The organism is Rhodospirillales bacterium (assembly GCA_016712595.1).
In the GTDB taxonomy this organism is placed as follows: domain Bacteria; phylum Pseudomonadota; class Alphaproteobacteria; order Rhodospirillales; family Defluviicoccaceae; genus Defluviicoccus.
On sequence record JADJQT010000002.1, the window covers coordinates 277,365 to 298,042 of the forward strand.

Annotated in this window: 17 protein-coding genes; 12 read left to right on the plus strand and 5 right to left on the minus strand. The window is 64.1% G+C overall.

From position 1 onward, the window contains the following. Positions 1-20 precede the first annotated feature (20 nt). The 5 genes from IPK66_13235 (at position 21) to IPK66_13255 (ending at position 8,837) form a co-directional block, all read left to right on the plus strand. Positions 21-1,301: a DUF763 domain-containing protein gene (locus IPK66_13235; GenBank protein ID MBK8176178.1), complete on the plus strand. Its 1,281-nt coding sequence runs from the start codon at positions 21-23 to the stop codon at positions 1,299-1,301. Between the two features lie 356 nt (positions 1,302-1,657). Beyond that, a complete protein-coding gene (locus tag IPK66_13240) occupies positions 1,658-3,295 on the plus strand; it encodes an NAD(P)-binding protein (GenBank protein ID MBK8176179.1) in 1,638 nt (545 codons plus the stop codon). A gap of 126 nt (positions 3,296-3,421) precedes the next feature. Beyond that, complete coding sequence (gene nifJ, locus IPK66_13245) at positions 3,422-6,976, plus strand: pyruvate:ferredoxin (flavodoxin) oxidoreductase (protein MBK8176180.1); 3,555 nt, start codon at positions 3,422-3,424, stop codon at positions 6,974-6,976. A gap of 117 nt (positions 6,977-7,093) precedes the next feature. Beyond that, entirely contained in the window at positions 7,094-8,104 is a 1,011-nt protein-coding gene (locus IPK66_13250; protein MBK8176181.1) for a dihydroorotate dehydrogenase-like protein, read from the plus strand. Between the two features lie 19 nt (positions 8,105-8,123). Continuing rightward, complete coding sequence (locus tag IPK66_13255) at positions 8,124-8,837, plus strand: HAD-IIIA family hydrolase (protein ID MBK8176182.1); 714 nt, start codon at positions 8,124-8,126, stop codon at positions 8,835-8,837. A 3-nt stretch (positions 8,838-8,840) separates the two neighbouring features. On the opposite strand, the gene IPK66_13260 is transcribed toward IPK66_13255, so the two are convergent. Continuing rightward, positions 8,841-9,296, minus strand: a complete 456-nt coding sequence (locus tag IPK66_13260) for a winged helix DNA-binding protein (GenBank protein ID MBK8176183.1) — start codon at positions 9,294-9,296, stop codon at positions 8,841-8,843. An 834-nt stretch (positions 9,297-10,130) separates the two neighbouring features. Then, positions 10,131-10,880, minus strand: coding sequence for a TerC family protein (locus IPK66_13265; protein MBK8176184.1), 750 nt, complete (start codon positions 10,878-10,880; stop codon positions 10,131-10,133). A gap of 266 nt (positions 10,881-11,146) precedes the next feature. Between IPK66_13265 and IPK66_13270 the strand changes: the two genes are divergently transcribed. The 5 genes from IPK66_13270 to IPK66_13290 all read left to right on the plus strand — a co-directional run bounded on the left by IPK66_13270 (position 11,147) and on the right by IPK66_13290 (position 15,926). Beyond that, the gene (locus IPK66_13270) at positions 11,147-12,001 is read left to right on the plus strand and encodes a fumarylacetoacetate hydrolase family protein (GenBank protein ID MBK8176185.1); all 855 of its coding nucleotides are present in this window, start codon (positions 11,147-11,149) and stop codon (positions 11,999-12,001) included. A gap of 55 nt (positions 12,002-12,056) precedes the next feature. After that, positions 12,057-12,851, plus strand: coding sequence for a phosphodiesterase (locus tag IPK66_13275; GenBank protein MBK8176186.1), 795 nt, complete (start codon positions 12,057-12,059; stop codon positions 12,849-12,851). A 401-nt stretch (positions 12,852-13,252) separates the two neighbouring features. Next, positions 13,253-13,441 carry a hypothetical protein gene (locus IPK66_13280; GenBank protein ID MBK8176187.1) on the plus strand — a complete coding sequence of 63 codons (189 nt, stop codon included), beginning with the start codon at positions 13,253-13,255 and terminating at the stop codon, positions 13,439-13,441. Between the two features lie 205 nt (positions 13,442-13,646). After that, positions 13,647-14,528 carry an alpha/beta hydrolase gene (locus IPK66_13285; GenBank protein ID MBK8176188.1) on the plus strand — a complete coding sequence of 294 codons (882 nt, stop codon included), beginning with the start codon at positions 13,647-13,649 and terminating at the stop codon, positions 14,526-14,528. Positions 14,529-14,642: 114 nt separating this feature from the next. Further along, the gene (locus IPK66_13290; GenBank protein ID MBK8176189.1) at positions 14,643-15,926 is read left to right on the plus strand and encodes a class I SAM-dependent RNA methyltransferase; all 1,284 of its coding nucleotides are present in this window, start codon (positions 14,643-14,645) and stop codon (positions 15,924-15,926) included. A 26-nt stretch (positions 15,927-15,952) separates the two neighbouring features. On the opposite strand, the gene IPK66_13295 is transcribed toward IPK66_13290, so the two are convergent. Further along, on the minus strand, positions 15,953-16,852 hold the full coding sequence (locus IPK66_13295; GenBank protein MBK8176190.1) for an S-methyl-5'-thioadenosine phosphorylase: 900 nt from the start codon (positions 16,850-16,852) through the stop codon (positions 15,953-15,955). Positions 16,853-17,098: 246 nt separating this feature from the next. Between IPK66_13295 and IPK66_13300 the strand changes: the two genes are divergently transcribed. Further along, positions 17,099-18,082, plus strand: coding sequence for a HEAT repeat domain-containing protein (locus IPK66_13300; protein ID MBK8176191.1), 984 nt, complete (start codon positions 17,099-17,101; stop codon positions 18,080-18,082). A gap of 74 nt (positions 18,083-18,156) precedes the next feature. Here the strand turns inward: IPK66_13300 and IPK66_13305 are convergent, their stop codons facing one another. Next, positions 18,157-18,615: an Lrp/AsnC family transcriptional regulator gene (locus IPK66_13305; protein MBK8176192.1), complete on the minus strand. Its 459-nt coding sequence runs from the start codon at positions 18,613-18,615 to the stop codon at positions 18,157-18,159. Between the two features lie 147 nt (positions 18,616-18,762). On the opposite strand from IPK66_13305, the gene ald reads away from it, so the two are divergent. Continuing rightward, positions 18,763-19,881, plus strand: coding sequence for an alanine dehydrogenase (ald, locus tag IPK66_13310; GenBank protein ID MBK8176193.1), 1,119 nt, complete (start codon positions 18,763-18,765; stop codon positions 19,879-19,881). Between the two features lie 94 nt (positions 19,882-19,975). Here ald and IPK66_13315 read toward each other — a convergent pair whose 3' ends face one another. After that, positions 19,976-20,644: a DsbA family protein gene (locus IPK66_13315; protein ID MBK8176194.1), complete on the minus strand. Its 669-nt coding sequence runs from the start codon at positions 20,642-20,644 to the stop codon at positions 19,976-19,978. Between the last annotated feature and the right edge of the window lie 34 nt (positions 20,645-20,678).

Consider the following 20,678-nt stretch of genomic DNA (forward strand, 5'->3'; position numbering starts at 1 on the left):
CCGGCGGCGGGGGCGCGCTGATGGCGCGGCGGGCGGGCAGCGCCGACCTGCCGCTGCATGGCGGCCGCGTGCCCAGGTGGCTGAGCGATCGCATGACCCGGCTGGGCACGGTGATCGGGGAGGCGATCGTTCTCGAATATGGTCGCGACGAGCTGCTGCGCCGGTTGGCGCATCCCTTCTGGTTCCAGTCGTTCGGCGCGGTGATGGGGATGGACTGGCATTCCTCGGGGATCACCACCAGTGTCATCGGCGCGCTGAAGCGCGGCCTGACACCGGTGTCGCGAGAACTCGGCATCCATGTTTGCGGCGGCCGCGGCCGTCATTCGCGGCGGACGCCCGATGAGCTTGTCGCGATCGGCGATCGGGTGGGCATCGACGGGGCGGCGCTCGCTCAGGCGAGCCGGCTGGTCGCCAAGGTCGATAGCGCTGCGGTCCAAGATGGGTTCGAGCTCTATCTCCACGGCTTCATCGTCACCGATGACGGGCACTGGGTCGTGGTCCAGCAGGGCATGAACGGCGATCGCCGCCAGGCCCGGCGCTATCACTGGCTGTCTGAAGGATTGCAGAGTTTTGTCGACGCGCCGCACGCCGCCATTGATGGCCTGGACCAGGGGATGATCGTCAATTTGACCGATCGTCGCGCGGAGGCCTCGCGCCGGCGGCAGGTCGATCTTCTCGGCGAGATCGGGCCGGACGGGATCGCGCGGCAGCTCGCCCGGTTGAAGAGGCGCCACCTCGAGCCTCCGGACCCGCCAGTCCAGCTTGCGCTGCCGCATCTCGTCATGCCCGAGCATCACGATGTCCGGCCCGACGATATCGTCACCCGTCGCCTACATGGCACCCTGGCGGCGGCGGCCGAACGGGGGCCGCAGGATTTCTGCGAGCTTCTTCTCGTCCCGGGCGTCGGCGCGCGGACGGTTCGCGCGCTGGCTCAGGTCGCCGAAGTCGTCCACGGCGCCCCCTGTCGCTTCAGCGATCCGGCGCGATTCTCCGTCGCCCACGGCGGCAAAGACTGCCATCCCTATCCTGTGCCGCTGAAGGTCTACGATCGCACGATCGCGGTGCTGAAGAGCGCCGTGCACAAGGCCAGGCTCGGCCAGTCCGAGGAACTGGCGGCGATCAGGCGCCTGGACGAACAGGCCCGTCGGCTTGAGCTGCACGCTCGCGGACCTTCGATCGAGGCGCTGTTCGCCAACGAGCGCGCGCTTTCGCACCGCTATGGCGGCCAAAGCATATTCGGCGCCGAGCCACCGCCGATCATGCGCGCGCGTTCGTTTCCTGATGGGCGAAAGGTTCGCTGAAACGATCTCGATGCGCGCCGCGACAGCCTTGTTTGACCAATGAATCGAGGGTATGGTGACGGCGTTTGGGGCTTCAGTCGTCTCGGGAGAGAATCCTTCCGCAGATGATCCGTTAAGGTTGTCCGAGGAAAGCAACGATAATAATCGTGTCTTTTGGACGGCCTCCATTAGTTTAGCGATGGCATTCGTTTGCGCATGGCTCTGACCGGTCGACGCCGCCGCGGGGACGGCATGAATGAAGGCGGACGCCCAGCCCGGACGTGTCGGCTGGTCGAATCGGGCCGGCCGCCGATCGAGGCGACGGGAAGATCGCCGCGAGATCGACACAAAGGATCAAGAAGAGGAGGAAGTTCTCGATGAGTCAACAGCCCGCCGACCTCACCCGTCCGCCGGATCTCAGCGTCAAGCGGCCCACCGCACACACGCGCTCGCAGCGGCCCGTCTATCTCGATCTGCTGCCGCCGTGCAACAATGCGTGCCCGGCCGGCGAAGACATCCAGACGTGGCTCGCCCACGCGACGGCGGGACGCTTCCGCGAGGCTTGGGAAACAATCCTGCGCGACAACCCGATGCCAGCGGTGCATGGCCGGGTGTGCTATCATCCGTGCGAGTCGAACTGTAATCGCGGCCAGCTCGATTCCCCGGTTTCCATCCACGCGGTCGAGCGGTTTCTCGGCGACAAGGCGCTTGAGGAAGGCTGGACGCCGACGATCACCGCGACGCCGACGGGCAAGCGCATTCTGGTCGTCGGAGCCGGTCCCAGCGGCCTGTCCTGTGCGCACCATCTGGCGCTGATGGGACATTCGGTCGAGGTCCGCGACGCCGGCCCCATCGCCGGCGGCATGATGCACTTCGGCATTCCTTCCTACCGGCTGCCCCGCAATATCCTCGATGGCGAGGTCGCCCGGATCGAGCGCATGGGCGTCAAGTTCGTCCTCAACCATAAGGTCGAGGATCTCGTCGCGGCGAAGACCGAGGGCAAGTTCGATGCCGTGTTCGTCGCTGTCGGCGCGCACTTATCGAAGAAGACCGAAATTCCTGCCCGCGACGCCGGCAAAATTCTCGATGCCGTAAGCTTCCTGAAGGACGTCGAGATGGGCAACGCGCCGAAGCTCGGTCGCAAGGTTGCCATCTACGGCGGCGGCAACACGGCGATGGACGCCGCCCGCGTCGCCATGCGCCTCGGCCACGAGCCGATGATCATCTATCGCCGCGACCGCGCGCATATGCCGGCACACGAATTCGAGGCGGACGAAGCGCTCGAAGAAGGCGTGATGATCCACTGGCTGCGGACGATCAAGTCGGTCGACGCGACCAGCGTTACCGTTGAGGTCATGGAACTCGACGAAAAGGGCCGGCCGCGTCCGACCGGGCAGATCGAGACGATCGAGGCCAACGATCTGATCCTCGCGCTTGGTCAGGACACCGATACGGCGTTCCTGCATAAGGTGCCGGGCGTGCAGTTCAAGGACGACGGCACCGTGATCGTCTCCGAGCAGATGATGACCGGCTATGCCGGGCTGTTCGCCGGTGGTGACATGGTCCCTTCCGAGCGCACCGTGACCATCGGTGTCGGGCACGGCAAGAAGGCCGCGCGCAACATCGACGCATTCCTGCGCGGCGAGGGCTTTATCAAGCCGCCGAAAAAGGATCTCGCCGACTTCGAAAAGCTCCACCTGTGGTTCTACACTGGCGTCGAGCAAAGGCCGCAGGGTCACGTCGAGATGCAGAAGCGGCGCACGAGCTTCGATGAGGTCGTCCACGGCCTGGGTGAGAAAGAGGCCGTCTACGAGGCGAAGCGCTGCCTTTCCTGCGGCAACTGCTTCGAATGCGACGGCTGCTACGGGGCTTGTCCCGAGGACGCGGTCATCAAGCTCGGCCCTGGCAACCGCTACCAGTACAACTACGACCTGTGCACGGGCTGTGCGGTCTGCTTCGAGCAGTGCCCTTGCCATGCCATCACGATGATCCCGGAGCCAAACCCCGTCGTCTGACGGGCGAGGCGCCGGGCTTCGCGATAGCCGGTCCAAGAACGAACGAATGATGCGCAAAACGAGTGCCGGAGGCCGCAGGCTGTTTGCGTGGGCGGCGTGCGGACACTTCGGAGGTGGGAGGAGAGAATGGCCGAAGAACTGAACGTGGCAACGATCGATGGCAATGAAGCAGCGGCTTACGTCGCCTATCGGGTGAACGAAGTCTGCGCCATCTATCCGATCACGCCATCCTCGACGATGGCGGAACTTGCCGATCAGTGGTCGAGCGAGGGCAAGGTCAACATCTGGGGCGGTGTTCCCGATGTGGTTGAGATGCAGCACGAGGGCGGTGCCGCCGGTGCCGTGCACGGGGCGTTGCAGGGGGGGGCGCTGACCACGACCTTCACCGCCTCCCAAGGGCTCTTGCTCATGATCCCCAACATGTACAAGATCGCCGGCGAGCTGACGAGTTGTGTCATCCACGTCGCCGCCCGGGCCCTGGCGACGCAGGGGCTGTCGATCTTCGGCGACCAGCAGGATGTCATGGCGGTCCGCCCGACCGGCTTCGCTCAGCTCGCGTCGAGTTCGGTGCAGGAGGCGCACGATATGGCGCTGATCGCCCAGGCCGCCACGCTGGAATCACGCATTCCGTTCATTCACTTCTTTGACGGCTTCCGCACCTCGCACGAGGTCAACAAGCTGACCCTGCTCTCCGACGCCCAGATCCGCGCGATGATCGACGAGGATCTGGTGATCGCCCACCGTCGGCGCGGCCTCAACCCGGATAACCCGTTCATCCGCGGTACGGCACAAAATCCCGACGTCTATTTCCAGGCGCGCGAGACGGTCAACCCGTTCTATGCCCGCGTACCGGGCGCGGTCGAAGCGGCCATGGAAAAATTTGCCGGGCTGACCGGCCGGCATTATCGCCTCTTCGACTACTTCGGCGCCCCCGACGCGGAACGGGTCGTCGTCATCATGGGATCGGGCGCGGACACGGCGCGCGAGACGATCGAATTTCTCAGCGCCCAGGGGGAGAAGGTCGGCCTGATCCAGGTTCACCTCTTCCGTCCCTGGTCGTCGGCGCACTTCTTCGCCGCCCTGCCGAAAACAGTGAAGACCCTGGCGATCATGGATCGTACCAAGGAGCCGGGCGGTACCGGCGAGCCGATGTACAACGACGTCGCCACCATGTTCATGGAAGCGGCGATGGATAACGCGCTGCCAACAGCGACGATGCCGCGAATCATCGGCGGGCGGTACGGGCTGTCATCGAAGGAATTCTCGCCGGCGATGGTCAAGGCGATCTTCGATGAAATGAAGAAGGACAAGCCGAAGAATCACTTTACCATCGGTATTAACGACGACGTCTTTGGCACAAGCATCGATTGGGACCCGAGCTTCTCCACGGAACCGAACGATGTTTTCCGCGCGGTGTTCTATGGTCTCGGCGCTGACGGTACGGTCGGCGCCAACAAGAACACAATCAAGATCATCGGTGAGAACCCGGAGTTCTATGCCCAAGGCTATTTCGTCTACGACTCGAAGAAATCAGGCTCGCAAACGGTCAGCCACGTCCGCTTCGGCCCTAAGCCGATCCGCTCCGCCTACCTGATCCACGAAGCACACTTCGTCGGCTGTCACCAGTTCAACTTCATCTTCAAGACCGACGTGCTCGAACTGGCGATGCCGGGCGCGACCTTGCTGCTCAATAGCCCGTTCGGGGTCGGCGAGGTGTGGGATCAGTTGCCGGCACCGGTGCAGCGCCAGCTCATCGACAAGAAGATCAAATTCTTCGTCATCGACGCCGCCAAGGTGGCGCGCGAGAGCGGGATGGGAACCCGCACGAATACGATCATGCAGACGTGCTTCTTCGCCATCTCCGGGGTCATGGAGAAGGACACGGCGATCGAAAAGATCAAGTATTCGATCAAAAAGACCTACGGTAAGAAGGGTGACGAAGTCGTCCGCAAGAACTTCGAGGCGGTTGATTACACTGTCGCCAACTTGCACGAAGTCAAGGTGCCCGAAAAGGTGACGAGCGCGATCACCATGCTCGCCGTCGTACCACCGCAGGCGCCGGAGTTCGTGCAAACGGTGACGGCGGCGATGATGGCGGGCAAGGGCGACAGTCTGCCGGTCAGCGCCCTGCCGATCGATGGTACCTATCCGAGCGGCACCACCCGCTGGGAAAAGCGCAACATCTCGCAATTCGTTCCCGAATGGGAGCCGAGCATCTGCATCCAGTGCGGCAACTGCAGCTTTGTCTGCCCGCATGGCGTCATTCGCTCCAAGCTCTACGATCAGGCGGCGCTGAGCGACGCGCCGGCCTCGTTCAAATCGGCGAAGATCGACATGCGCGGCTTCCCCGATACCCGCTACACGTTGCAGACCTACGCCGAGGATTGCACGGGCTGCTCACTTTGCGTCGAAGTTTGCCCGGCCAAGAGCAAGGAGGAGAGCGGAAAGAAGGCGATCAACATGGCGTGGAAGGAACCGATCCTCGCCGGCGCGGTGGAGAACGTCGCCTTCTTCGAGACGCTACCGGTCAACGACCGCTCGTACGTCGACTTCTCGACTATCCGCGGAACCCAGTTCCTCGAGCCCCTGTTCGAATTCTCCGGAGCTTGCGCCGGATGCGGCGAGACGCCTTACGTCAAGCTGGTCTCCCAGTTGTTCGGGGACCGGATGATGGTGGCCAACGCCACGGGGTGCTCGTCGATCTACGGCGGCAACCTGCCGACGACTCCGTGGGCGGTGAACAGCGAAGGGCGGGGCCCCTCGTGGTCAAACTCGCTGTTCGAGGACAATGCCGAGTTTGGCCTTGGCATGCGCCTGGCCGCCGACCGGCACATGCAACTGGCGTTAAAGCTGCTGAAAGAGGCTTCGGCCGATATCGGTGACGAACTGGTCAGCGAGATCGTTAACGCAACGCAACGCACGGAATCGGAAATCCGCCGCCAGCGCGCGCGGGTTGCCGAGCTCAAGAAGATCCTGACCGGCAAGACGACGCTCGCCGCCAAGCAACTCCTGTCGGTCGCCGATCACCTGGTCAAGCGCTCGGTCTGGATCATCGGCGGTGACGGTTGGGCCTACGACATCGGCTCGTCCGGTCTTGATCACGTGCTCGCGTCCGGCCGCGACGTCAACGTCCTGGTACTCGACACCGAGGTCTATTCCAACACCGGTGGCCAGGCGTCGAAGTCAACGCCGATCGGCGCCGTCGCCAAGTTCGCCAACGCCGGCAAAGTCGTGGGCAAGAAGGACATTGCCCTGCAAGCGATCTCCTACGGCAACGTCTACGTCGCCCGCGTCGCCATGGGCGCCAACCCGCAGCAGGCGCTTCTCGCCTTCCGCGAAGCCGCCGCCTACGACGGTCCCTCGCTGATCCTCGCCTACAGCCACTGCATCGCCCACGGCATCAACATGCAGAACGGCCTCGACCAGCAGAGCCGCGCGGTGCATTCCGGCTACTGGCCGCTGGCGCGCTACAACCCGGCCGTCCGTGCGTCCGGCGAGAACCCCTTCGTTCTCGACTCGCCGCGGCCGACCCTGAAGCTCCGTGACTTCACCGAGAACGAGCTGCGCTATCGCATGCTGCGGCTCACCAACCCGGGCCACGCAGACCAACTCATGCAGCTCGCGCAGCAGTCGGTCGATCGCCGGTGGAAGCTCTATGAGGAAATGGCGAGCCTCGGCTAGCGCCCGATCGCCGCGGTCAGGCGACGGGCAACGCCCGAAATCGCCGGCCGCGGCCTATCGGCCAAAGCAACAAGAGCCGTGACATCGGCGCGCCGAAAACAATGGGAGGACGTACCAATGGATCTAAAAACGACTTACATGGGCCTTGAGCTCAAGCATCCCATCATCGCGTCCGCATCGCCGCTATCGAAGACTCTCGACGGCATTCGTCGTCTGGAGGACGCGGGCGCCTCGGCGATCGTGCTGGCTTCTCTCTTTGAAGAGCAGATCCGCTACGAACAGGAATCGCTCAACTACCTGACTGAGGCCGGCACCGAGGCCTTCGCCGAATCGCTTTCCTACTTCCCGGCGCTTACGGATTATCGTGTGGGTCCGGACGCCTACCTCGAGCTGATCCGCGCCGCGGTACGCAGCGTCAACGTGCCAATCATCGCCAGCCTGAACGGCATTACCAACGAAGGTTGGACGCAGTATGCCCGCGAGATGATCGAGGCGGGCGCGAAGGCGATCGAACTTAACATCTACTATATTCCAGGCGACATCAGCATCACCGGCCGCGACGTCGAACAGCGCTACGTCGACATCGTCAAGGCGGTTCGCGCGTCGGTCAAGGCGCCGGTCTCGGTCAAGTTGAGCCCCTTCTTCAGCTCGATGGGGGAGATGGCGAATCGTCTGGTCGACGCTGGCGCGGATGGGCTTGTCCTGTTCAATCGCTTCTATCAGCCGGATTTCGATCTCGACGATCTTGAGGTCGTTCCCGACATGGAGCTCAGCACGGCCAGCGAAATTCGCCTGCCGCTGTTGTGGATCGCCGTGCTGCACGGCCGGATCAAGGCATCACTCGCGGCGACGCGCGGCGTGCAATCAGGCATTGAGGTGGTCAAATACCTCATGGCTGGCGCGGATGCGGTCATGAGCACCTCGGCGCTGCTGCGCAATGGCGTCGACCATATGACAACGTTGCTTGAGGGGATGAAGATCTGGATGGACAAGCACAGCTACGCCTCCGTGGATCAGATGAAAGGCTCGATGAGCCAGCTCAAAGTGGCCGACCCGACCGCATTCGAGCGCGCCAACTACATCAAGATCCTGCAGAGCTACAAGAGCCCGTACATGACGGCCTCCTAAGTGATGCGCGCAGCGGCGGATGCAGCGCTTTCCCATTGACGGGACGGGCGTCTGGCGTCAGTTGCTGCGCCCTGCAGAGTTTCGGCATGACCGCCCATCCCTCTTCCTCGATCGCGACGGGGTGATCGTCGAGGAGGTCGGGTACCTTTGTCGCACCGAGGACGTCCGGTTGACGCCCTCGGCCGCGGATGTCATTGCCGCCGCGAACCGGGCTGGAACGCCGGTGATCGTCGTTTCCAATCAGTCAGGCATCGGCAGGGGGCGGTTTACCTGGCAGGATTTCTCCGACGTTCAAGATCGGATCATCGCGCGGCTTGCCGATGGTGGTGCCGCGCTCGACGCCGTACTTGCCTGTCCGCACCACGCACACGGACAACCGCCTTACGATCATGCTGATCATCCGGCGCGCAAACCAAACCCGGGCATGATCCTCGCTGCGGCAACGATGCTGCCGATTGATCTCAGCGCGTCATGGATTGTCGGCGATCGAGCGAGCGACCTTGCCGCTGGGCGCGCGGCCGGTCTGGCTGGCGGCGTGCACGTTCTGACCGGCCACGGCGGGACGGCGGGCGAGCGGAGCGGAGCGCTGTCGCTGGCCAGAAACGACTTCGCGGTCGCCGTCGCGACGTCGATTGCCGATGCGATGGAGATTGTGCACCGTCTGTCCGGCCGGCAAGACACGGGTTCGTCAACGAGCCGCCACGAAACCGTCCCCCCCTCCAGCTTGCGGTGATGATCAGCTGCGGCCGTAGTGCACGTAATCGGTCCAGGTGCGTTCGACCCGACGCAGGGCCTGGCAGACGGTGTCGATTTCGGAACTCCCGACCTCCTGATCGTCGAGCTGGCCGGCGATGCGCTGCTCGAGCTGGCGAATTTCCTCGACAATGCCAAGGGCCTTTTCGGTCAGACGGATGCTGACCGAACGTCGGTCGTGCGCCGAGCGCTCCTGATCGAGGTAGCCCATCTCCGCCAGCTTCTTGATGTTATAAGAGACGTTCGATCCCTGATAATAGCCGCGCTCGACGAGGTCTCGGATGGCGATTTCCTCGCGGCCGATGTTGGCGAGGAGTAACGCCTGCACGCTGTTGATATCGCGAATGCCGAGGCGATTAAGCTCGGCACGAAGCAGATCGAGAAACCGGCGGTGCAGCCGCTCGATCAGCCGCGTCAGTTCGAGATATTCCTTTTTCACTGTAACCGCTCCTTGCAGCAACCCCGCGCGCAATACCTAGCTACAAGAAGACCATATTTTTCCAAAAGAACCGTTAAGATCGGCAGGGGAATGGTGGCGAATGATTGAACACGTGGCCGCGGTCATCGATAGGCATGCTGTCGCTTTATCGCTGCACTTATTGCGATTGGCTCGCGTGCCGACCGTTCGCATCGCCGATTGAATAAAGGGGGTTCAACCGCCAGACGCTGTCCACGCAAGGCCTGCGTGCCAGCAGGCGCTATCCATCGTCTATGGGAATTTACCGCCGGAGCGGTAGAGGGCTCGTCATGATCATAAGGGCGAAGGCGACCGTGGGTGACGGCAAAAGTCGTCGATCAAAGCGCCCGGCAGCATCAGTCAGATCAGCGCGGATACGCCCGCCTATGGCGCAAGCAGGTGCGAAAGCCCGGATAGCACGCTCAGCAAGGAGCCGCCTTCGGCACTAATGAGCGTAATTATGGTTATCGAGGCCAAAGCAGCAATCAATGGCGAGGCGATGGACGATCTTCCGCGGCTATCCGGATAAGATTCATAATCTGGCTTGCGGATCATCTTGACGTTCTTTCTCTACAGGGCTTGGCCCAGAATTCGTTAATGATGGTATGTATTATTCAGGTGAAGGTCAAAATTAATATTCGTTACTATAATTCGCCAAAATACGTAAAAAGTTTGCCGATTATTGTGCACGAATCCTCCCATGAAGAGTGCCGCCATGCAGCCGCCTGACGTCGTGCCGCTGAAAGGGGGGCGGAACGATTGGGCGGCGCGGACGTCCTTACGGATCGCCCGCGCCGCCAGCTGCTTAGCGCGTCGTCAGCGCTTTGTTTCCGGCTCGACCTCGCGAGCGCGCCGGCGCGCTCGCGCCGCTGCGGCCATGAGGTTGAGCGTTTCGACGCCAACCGAAAATGCGATCGCGAAATAGAGGTAGCCGCGTGGAATGTGGAAGTGCAGTCCATCCGCGATCAACGCCACGCCGACCAGCAACAAAAAGCTGAGGGCCAGCATCTTCACCGTTGGGTGCTGATTGATGAACGTGCCGATTGGCTTGGCGGCGACCAGCATCACGCCCACCGAGATCAGTACCGCCGTGATCATTACCGGCAATTGCTGCGACATGCCGACGGCGGTAATCACTGAATCGAGAGAGAAGACGACGTCGAGCAAGACGATCTGAAAAATGACCACGGCAAACGAAGCCGGCGCCGCCCGCACGTCCTCGGCTTCCGCTCCCTCCGCCATGTGGTGAACCTCCATCGTTCCCTTGATGAGGAGGAAGAGACCGCCACCCAGCAGCACGAGGTCGCGCCAGGACACATCCTGGGTGAACACGGTGAAAACCGGCTGGGTCAAGCCGATGATCCAGGTAATCGAGAACAGCAGCAGAATCCGCATCCCCGCCGCGAGCCCGAGACCGATCATACGCGCCCTCGGTCGCAGCTCGGCGGGTAGCCGACCCGAGACGATCGACAGGAAAATGACGTTATCGATGCCGAGCACGATTTCGAGCAATGACAGGGTGAGGAGGCTCGCCCAGGCCTGCGGATCGGACAGCAACTCTAACATTCAACCTAACCTTCTGTTGTTATACCGCCAGCCGCGATCGGCGTGTCGTGCCTGCGCGCCGATTCGATACCGACGGCGGCGATAGTGCCGACAGTGCGAACGAGTGACAATCCTCGTGGCGCAGTGCCACCGCGGTGATCGACGTCCGACCAGGAACGCGCCTGTGGGCGAGACAAGCGATGCCCTTGACGAGGACGACTGCGGCTTTACTGTGCCGATCCGAGTGATGAAAAAGAGCGCATGTGCGCCATTTCCAGGAAACGGCAATGAAATTCTTGCGTTATGGTCCCTGCGGTCACGAAAAGCCGGCGATACTCGACGATAAGGGCCGCATTCGCGATCTCTCTGGACATATTTCTGATCTTCGCGACGCCATGCTTCATCCCGACCGGCTTCGAACTCTTGCGGCCCTGGACCCATCGTCGCTGCCGCTCGTCGACGGATCGCCGCGGCTGGGTGTGCCGGTCGCTGGCATCGGCAAGATATTCGGCATCGGCCTCAACTATCGCAGCCACGCGGCGGAGACGGGAGCGACGCCGGGCGCCGAACCGCTTCTGTTCTCGAAGGCGATCACGGCCCTGACCGGGCCCAACGACGGCATCATGCTGCCGCGCAATTCGCTGAAAACCGACTGGGAGGTGGAGCTGGCGGTGATCATCGGCGCTAAGGCACAATACATCGATGAGCGTCGCGCCCTCGACTATGTGGCCGGCTTCGCCGTGATCAATGACGTCTCCGAGCGCGCCTTTCAGAAGCAGCGAGGCGGCCAGTTCGTAAAGGGCAAGAGCGCTGATACCTTCGCTCCCATCGGACCCTGGCTGGTCACGCCCGATGAAATCGACGACGTTCAGGCGCTGAGTCTGTGGCTCGACGTCAACGGCAGGCGGCGGCAGACGGGGAAGACCGCCGATATGATTTTTTCTGTGGCTTTCCTGATCAGCCATATCAGCCAGTTCATAACGCTCCTTCCGGGCGACGTCATCGCTACCGGAACGCCGGACGGCGTCGGCGCTGGCTGCGTGCCGCCGGAATTCCTAAAGCCCGGCGACGTTGTCGAACTGGGCGTCGAGGGTCTTGGCCGCCAGCGTCAGGAGGTCATCGCCTACAGGCCGGGCACTTGAAGCCATACCCTTCCAGGTTGGCCGGGTAGCAGGAGAACAGGGGGGGTAAAAGCCTATGCTCATCGCTCAGATCTCGGATACGCACTTGCGCGCGGACAATAGCTTGATGCATGGCCGGATCGATACCCGGCGGGCACTCGCCGATGCGGTCGCCCACATCAATGCGCTTGATCCCCGTCCCGACATCGTTCTCGCCACCGGCGATCTCGTCGATCGGGCGCAACCGGGTGATTATCCGCTGCTGCGATCCATGCTGGACGGACTTCAGATGCCGGTATTTGTCATTCCCGGCAATCACGACGAACGCGAGATGATGCGCGGCGCCTTTTGCGATCAGGGCTATCTGCCGTCCGAGGGCACGTTTTTGCATTATGCGATCGAGGATCACCCGATCCGGCTGATCGGACTCGATACCCAGCGGCCAGGCGAAGTGCGAGGTGGGCTGTGCCGCGCGCGCCTCGCGTGGTTGCGCGATCGCCTGGACGAGTGCCCGGATCGGCCGACGCTGGTGTTCATGCATCATCCGCCGTTCGCGTCCGGCATCGTGTTTCTCGACAGGCCCGCATTCGAGGGCGCCGAGGACATGGCCGCGATCATTGCCGACCGCCCACACGTCCGTCAGGTCATCTGCGGTCATATTCATCGCGTTATTTATCTGAACTGGGCGGGGACCTGCGCCGCTGTCGCCCCCTCGACCGTCTATCAGATGAACCTCACCTTCAAACCCGATGTTTCTTTTCAATTGACGGACGATCCGCCGGCGATCGCGCTCTACCGCTGGCGCGACGGTCTCGGCCCTGTCGGGTATGTCAGCCAGATCATCCGCCGGAAGCCCGAGCGCGACAGCTGATCGCTGCCGGCTTCGGGACGGGCGACGGTATTCGCCCCGCCATGGAAATTCTGTTCCGAAGGCACGGACCGGCTTAGCGCTGCCGGCGCGAAGGGCGAAAATGGGGCAAGATCATGGCGGTGCCGATTGATCCGTTTCGCTGGTTCGCCGCAGCCAAGACCGCGGATGTCCTATAGTGCGTGATCGTCGTCACAGACGAGCGCCACATAACCGCCACACAATTGCCAACCTCTGTACGAGAAGAGGCGAAGGTAACGATACGCCGAGGCGCGGACCCGAAACCCGGTCACGGAATGGTCGGAACCGATGTTGGGGGCATCGCACCTGAGCCCCTGCGCGCCCGCTCTCTTGCGAAGGCCGTGACTTGGTTTGATGCCGGATACGGCGGCGAAGGACGGCTCATGAAAGCGCAACCTGTTCCCGAAAAACCCCTGATTTCCGACATGATGCAGAGCGTTCCCGATGGTTGCGGAAGCTGGGATCTGCCGCTGTTTTTCGTGGCACTGGTCATCGCCCTTGCCGTGAGCATATCGCTGCACGTCCATTTGCGCCCGTTCCCGAAACGGGCCCGCCTGCGGCCGGTGACCTGAAGTCGCTTTGCGTCGCGCCGCAAACGGCATCACCGCTCGCGAGGGATCGCGCTGGGAAGGGCGGCGTGCCGACTGCGTGTCATCTCGGCGCAAGAACTGCCCCGCGCGGCAATCGCTAACGGTTGTTTGCCGGCCACCCGCCGATCGGCTAAGACGCGCTCGCCCCAACGCGTGGGCAGCGCATCGAATCGCAAAGGATGGCGGCATGCAGACGTTCGATGCCAGTGACGGGCAGACACTGGCGCTAAGGATCACCGGGAGCGGCCCACCGATCGTGTTGCTGCATGAGTGGGCGTCCAGCCATCGGGTCTGGGAGCCGATTGCGCACCGGCTATCGGATCGGTTTACCGTCTACCGCTGGGATGCGCGCGGCCATGGGGGAGACGGCCATGGGGCATCCGCGGCGCCGGGCGGGCGCGCCGCGAGCGCCGCGGCTCACAGTCCGTCCCCGCTGACCGTCGAGCGGATGGCCGACGATTTGCGCGATCTGATCGAGAACTATCGCCTTGAGCGTCCCGTGGTAATCGGCCATTCGATGGGCGCACTGACGCTGTGGTGCTACGTTGCCCGGCACGGCTGCGGCCGGCTCGGGCGGATCGGCATCATCGACCAGTCACCGCGCCTGCGGTCCGATCCGCGCTGGCCGTTCGGCATTTACGGTGACTGGACGCCCGAGCGCGACGCGGCTTTCATCGCAGCGCTTAAGCGCGATTTCGCTGAAACGGTGATTGAGCTGGTTTCACTCGGTTTGAACGAGCGCGCCCGTCAGCGGTTCGAAGCGGGCCATCCCAGCATCGAGCGGCTGCGCACCTACTTCACCATGCTCAATGCGGTCCCGCTGATCGAGGTCTGGCCAAGTCTGTCGAACGTCGACTTTCGCTCGGTACTGCCAACGATCACTGTCCCCGCCCTGCTCGTCTACGGTAATGAGAGCAATTTCTACCCGCAGGGGACCGGTCCCTGGGTGCGCGAAGCCATTCCCTTAGCGAAACTGCTCGTCTACGAGCGAGCCGACCATTCGCCCCATGTAGGCCAGCCCGACCGCTTCGTCGCCGATCTTGTCGACTTCATTGACAGCGCCGCTTGAGGCGGTCAGCGGGACAGGGCGATGAGTTGGAACCGACGACGCGCCGCGAGCAGGAGCGATCGCACGCGGCGAGGTGGGGGACGGCAGGCGGCAGGCGCGGGAACCAGCGGACTCATCGAGGTGGAGATCGGCCGCATCGGCGCTCGCGGCGATGGAGTCGCTGAAAGCGCGGATGGCCGGTTCTATGTTCCGTTCACGATTCCCGGCGAACGGGTCCGCATCCGGCCCGGCGGCGCGCGCGGCAATGGTCGGGACGCGGACCTGTTGGAAATCCTCGCGCCCGCCATCGAGCGCCGCGCGCCCGCATGCCCGCATTTCGGCCACTGCGGCGGCTGCGCATTGCAGCACCTCGCCGACGCCGCCTATGCTGAATGGAAGCTCGAGCGGCTGGAACTGGCGCTCGCGCGCGCCGGCATCACCAGCAGCCCGCGCGAGCCGCTGGTGCGTACGCCGCCGCGAGCACGACGTCGGGCGCGCTTCGCCGCCGTGCGCCGAAGCGCCGGGCCGCACGCAACCCTGTGCGTCGGTTTTGCCGTCCGCCGTGGGCACGACGTTGTCGATCTGGCTGCCTGCCCGGTGCTTGATCCGCAAATCCTCGCGCTGTTGCCGGCGCTTCGCCAGCTCCTCGTCACCCTGCCGGAGCGTCGCGCGCCCGCGCACATCGCCGTTCCCCGGCTCGATGCCGGCCTTGATGTCGTTGTGGAGCGAACGGGCGCCCCGACGCTCGCAGAGCGCGAACACCTCGCCGCGTTCTCTGCCGCCGCCGATCTTGCCCGGCTGTCGTGGCTGGCGGCGGACCTGTCCCAGCCTGCCGAGCCGCTGGTCGAGCGCCGCCGGCCGTTCGCCGTGTTTGGCGGGGTCCTCGTCGCGCTGCCGCCGGGCGGTTTCCTGCAGGCGAGCACCGCCGGCGAGGTCGCGCTCGTCGCCGTCGTCGTCGGGGCGCTCGCCAATGTGGGCGGGTCGTCTCGGCGTCGCGCGGTGGCCGACTTGTTCGCCGGCGCCGGCACCTTCACCTTTCCGCTCGCCGCGGCGGGAGCGCGGGTGCACGCCATCGATGCCGACGCCGCGTCTTTGCAAGCGCTCAAGGATGCGGCGCGGCCGATACCCGGGGTTAGCGTCGAGCGACGAGACCTCCTCGCCCGGCCCCTGCTGAGCGAAGAGCTGCGGCAGTATGACATGGTCGTGTTTGATCCGCCGCGCGCCGGAGCGGCGGCACAGGCGGCGCAGCTTGCCGCCGCGTCCGTGCCGACGGTGGTGGCCGTCTCGTGCAATCCCGAGACGTTCGCCCGCGATGCCCGCATCCTGATCGACGGCGGCTACCGCCTTGAGCGCATCGTTCCTGTCGATCAGTTCTTGTGGTCACCGCACCTCGAGCTTGCCGCCGTATTTCGGCGATGATCGCCCCCCGGCAGGCGGGGGCGCGCTCAGCCGAGGACCCGGCCGGCAATCACGTCGAGCTTGGCGACCAACGCCGGATCGCGAGCGGACGGCGCGGTGATGATCGCCTGCGACAACGCCGTATGGCAGCCGGCGGGGCAGTCCGTGACCCGGCCCGCGAGGCGGGGGATGACGGCGCCGACGAGGCCGCGCGCCTTTGCCGCATTGTCGCGAAGGACACGGACGATCGCCTCGACGCTGACATGGTCGTGGTCCGGGTGCCAGCAGTCCCAGTCCGTCACCATGGCCACCGTCGCGTAGCAGAGTTCGGCCTCGCGGGCGAGCTTCGCTTCCGGCATGTTGGTCATGCCGATGACATCGCATCCCCACGACCGGTAGAGCCGGCTTTCCGCCAGGGTCGAGAACTGCGGCCCCTCCATGACCAGGTAGGTGCCACCGCGCACGGCGGTGATGCCGCGAGCCGCGCATGCGGCTTCCAACGCATCGTCGAGCCGGGGGCAGACCGGGTGGCCCAGCCCCACGTGCGCGACCAGGCCTTCACCGAAGAAGCTCTTTGCCCGCGCGAAGGTGCGGTCGATGAACTGGTCGACGAGAACGAAGGTTCCGGGCGGCAAGGCCTCGTTCAGCGACCCGCAGGCCGAGAGCGAGATCACCTCGGTCACGCCAGTCCGTTTCAAGGCATCGATGTTCGCCCGGTTGTTGAGTGCCGAGGGTGAAACGCGATGCCCACGGCCGTGCCGCGGCAGGAAAACGCATTTCTGCCCGTGGACCCAGCCGATGAGCAATTCGTCCGACGGTTGACCCCACGGTGTGGCGACCTTCACCCATTCGGCATTCTCAAGGCCGTCGATTTCGTAGAGTCCGCTGCCGCCAATGATTCCGACAACCGGCGGCGTGCTCGTTCCTGGTGCGCACCCCTCGCTCATCACGTCCGCCTCCGTCTCGCCGACTGTCCAGTTCAGGCATCATGGTGGCGCGCCGCGCGTGGCTTGCCACCGTGGACCTCGTACCGCAGGCGCGCTTGCGTTTGTTTACGCGCTGGCTCACCTCCGGACCGGTCAGTCTTTCAAGTTTTCTGCGCGCGTTCAACCGTCGCCGCGTCGCCGCGAGATTTGACCCATGTGCCGCGGTGGGCCTAGGGTGGGCCCCGTGGGATCGACGAGGAGACGCCGATGAAGGGGCGCACCCCGAGGTCGCAACCTGGCCGTCGCTGGGGGGCGGAGGGCGTTCGGCAGTCGTCATTGTCTCGGGCGCGCGCGCTTGCCGGGACGCTTGCCGGCGCGCTCGCGGTTTTGCTGGTCTGCGCCGGCGCAATGCCCGTCGCCGGTCCGGCCTCCGCCGCCGCACTCGATATCGCCGTGAACGGCAATCAATTGAGCGCTGACCTCGGTGCCGTGCCGCTTGCCGATGTCCTTGGCTCGGTGGCGCGGCAGACCGGGGCCGCGTTGAGCATTCGCGGCGACCTCGGCAAGATCCGACCACAGGCGTTCGCCGACGTTCCCCTCGCCGAAGCGCTGTCGCGACTGGCGCAGCCGAACGGCCTGATCCTGCAGTTTTCGAACGGGTCACGCCCCGGTGAGGCACCCCACCTTGTGGCGATCCGTGCGATCGCGCCGGCCGCCGCCGACGGCTCATCCGAGCGCCGCGTCACGCCTGTGGTCAGCCGCAGGACACCGCAAGGCGGCCTCCCCGCCGGTTTCTGGGATTACGAGAAGAGCAGCACACCACTACCGCCGCTCGACGAGCGCCTGGCAAAGATGAGTGAGATCGTGCAGTCGCGGGGTCCGGCGGCGACCGGCGCCCTCATCTCCGTGCTCATGGCCGACCCCGACCCCCAGGCGCGACGCTCGGCGCTCGGCCTGCTCGCCGGCTTTAGCAGCGACGACGCCCGCAGGGCAATTCTGGGGGCCGCGGCCGACCAGGATGCGAGCGTGCGTGGCGATGCGCTGCGCGCCTTGTCGCGGACCTCGGGCGAAAAACCCGTTCCCTTGCTTACGCAGATGGCGAAGGGCGATAGCGACGTCGATGTTCGCATCGAAGCGATCGGCCTGCTGTCGCCGAAGGACGGCGACCTTGCCCGCGTCGTCCTTGAAGGCGTGATGGACGATCCCGACCCGCGGCTGCGCGAAGCAGCGCAGAAGGCGCTGCGCAAGTGACGGTCGATTCCACAAAGACACCTTGGGCGGATCGCCGGCTTATCAGCGTTGATCCGGCGATGGACGATCGTTCGTTACATCGGATGAACGGTCGTCTTGCTCACCGTGCGCAGCACGAAGCTGGAATGGACGCGCGAGACGCCCGGCAGGCGGGCGAGGTGATCCTTGTGAATCCGCGCATAGTCCTCGACGTCCGCCGCCATGACCAGCAGCAGATAGTCAGCATCTCCCGACATTAGGTGGCATTCCATGACGTCGGGGACCTGACGCACCGCTGCTTCAAAGGCGCTGAGGACCTCGTCGCTCTGGCTGGCGACAGTGATTTCCACGAAGACGATGCTGCGCCGTCCAATCTTCGCCGGATCGATCAACGCCACATAGCGGTCAATCACGCCCTGCGCTTCCAGGCTCCTGACCCGCCGCAGGCACGCGGATTGAGAAAGATGCACCCGCTCGGCGAGATCGGCGTTGGTCATTCGACCATTCGCCTGCAACAAATTAAGAATATTGCGATCTATCGCATCAAGGGCAATCATCCGTAAAATCCATCTTATAAAGACGATATAACGCAAGAATATGTGATAACTATGAATTTTTAAGCTGTTATTTGCAAGGACATGCTCTCCTCAACGGGCATAAAGTTGCTCTGCTCACCAAACAATGTCCACCAGGAGGCAGTCATGCTTGTCGGCATACCCAAAGAGATAAAGGTGCACGAGTACCGGGTTGGCTTGACCCCGAGTTCCGTGCGCGAACTCGTCACCCACGGGCATACGGTCGTCGCCGAAACCCGCTGTGGCGACGGCATCGGCGCGTCGGACGCCGATTATCGTGGCGCCGGCGCGGAAATCGTCAGCACCGCGGCCGAGGTGTTCGGCCGGGCCGATATGGTGGTGAAGGTCAAGGAGCCGCAGGCGGTCGAGCGGGCGTTGCTGCGCGACGGGCAGATCCTCTTCACCTACCTGCATCTGGCGCCGGACCCCGAGCAGTGCCGTGACCTCGTCGCCAGCGGTGCGGTCTGCATCGCCTATGAGACCGTGGCCGACAGCCACGGCGGCCTGCCGCTGCTGGCGCCGATGTCACAGGTCGCAGGTCGCCTGTCGATCCAGGCCGGCGCGCACTGCCTGGAGCGGGCTCATGGCGGTGAAGGCATTCTGCTCGGCGGCGTGCCCGGTGTCGCGCCGGCAAAGGTCGTGGTGATCGGTGGCGGCGTCGTTGGCGAAAACGCCATCATGATGGCGCTCGGCATGGGCGCGGACGTAACCGTCCTCGACAAGAACGTCGATGTCCTCGGGCGCCTTGCCCGCCAGTTCGGCCCGGCACTGAAGACCGTTTATTCGACGCGTGCCGCGTTGGAAGCCAACGTGCTCGCTGCCGATCTGGTTGTCGGCGCCGTGCTGGTCGTCGGCGCGGAAGCCCCGAAACTGGTCACCGCCGACATGGTCGAGCGGATGCGCCCGGGCACCGTGCTCGTTGATGTCGCGATCGATCAAGGCGGCTGCTTCGAGACGTCGAGGCCGACAACGCATGCTGAGCCGACCTACGTCGTCGACGGTGTCGTGCACTATTGTGTCGCCAACATGCCGGGTGCCGTGCCCAGAACATCGACGTACGCACTGAACAACGTCACCCTGCCGTACGCACTGGCGCTCGCCGATCGCGGGCCGAGACAGGCGCTGTTGGACAATCCTCACTTCTGCCTGGGGCTGAACGTCTGTGCCGGCAAGGTCACGCACGAAGCTGTCGCGCACGACCTCGGCTATGCGTATGTCGAGCCTGCGAAGGCGCTTGGCGCATAGGGCACATCGCGAAGAGCGATCATCCCGTCAAAGACGGCTCGTGCGCTTTTTCCGCCGATCTGCGCGACCACCAACCTGTCCCCCGCCGGATGGATCAGGAGGACAGAGGCGGAGCGGCGAGCCAGGCGAGCAGGTCGTCCTTCATGTCTTCGAACGGGCGATAGCCGATGGTCAGCGCCGCAAGCGATTCTCCGTTCTGCAGAACGATCGCCGGGAATCCCTGGATGCCGAGCCCCTGGGTCAGACGGATGTCGGCCCGGGTCGATTCCAGAATCTCGCTTGAGCGATAAACGGGCAGAAATACGTCTTCGGGAATGCCCAGGTCGCGGGCGATCGCGGCCAGAATGTCCTCGCGGGTGACGTCGCGATTTTCGGCGTAGAACGCCCGCTGTACCGCCGCGAGGTAGAGAAGCGTGCCCTCGGGCGCCAGGCTGCGTACGGCGACGACCGCCCGGCAGGACGGCAAGGTATCGTAGACGAAGGCCTCGCGATCGAAGAAGCCGTAATCGAACGGCTGACCGGTCGCAGTTTCCACGTTGTGCCAGTGATGCTCGACGTAACCGCGCGACGCCGCGGTCAGCGGCCGGGTCTCGCCCGCGCGCAATCCACCGGCGCAAAACCGGATCGGGGGGCCGCCCTGGCAGGCACCGCGGATCGCGGCGATGACCGGGCTGAATCCCCAGCACCAAGAACACATCGGATCGGCGAAATAAAGAACGCGCTTTTTCGCCGTGGCCGCAACCGAACTCTCGACGTCTGCCATCGGTGCCTCCCGGTTCAGCGGCAACGCCCGTCGC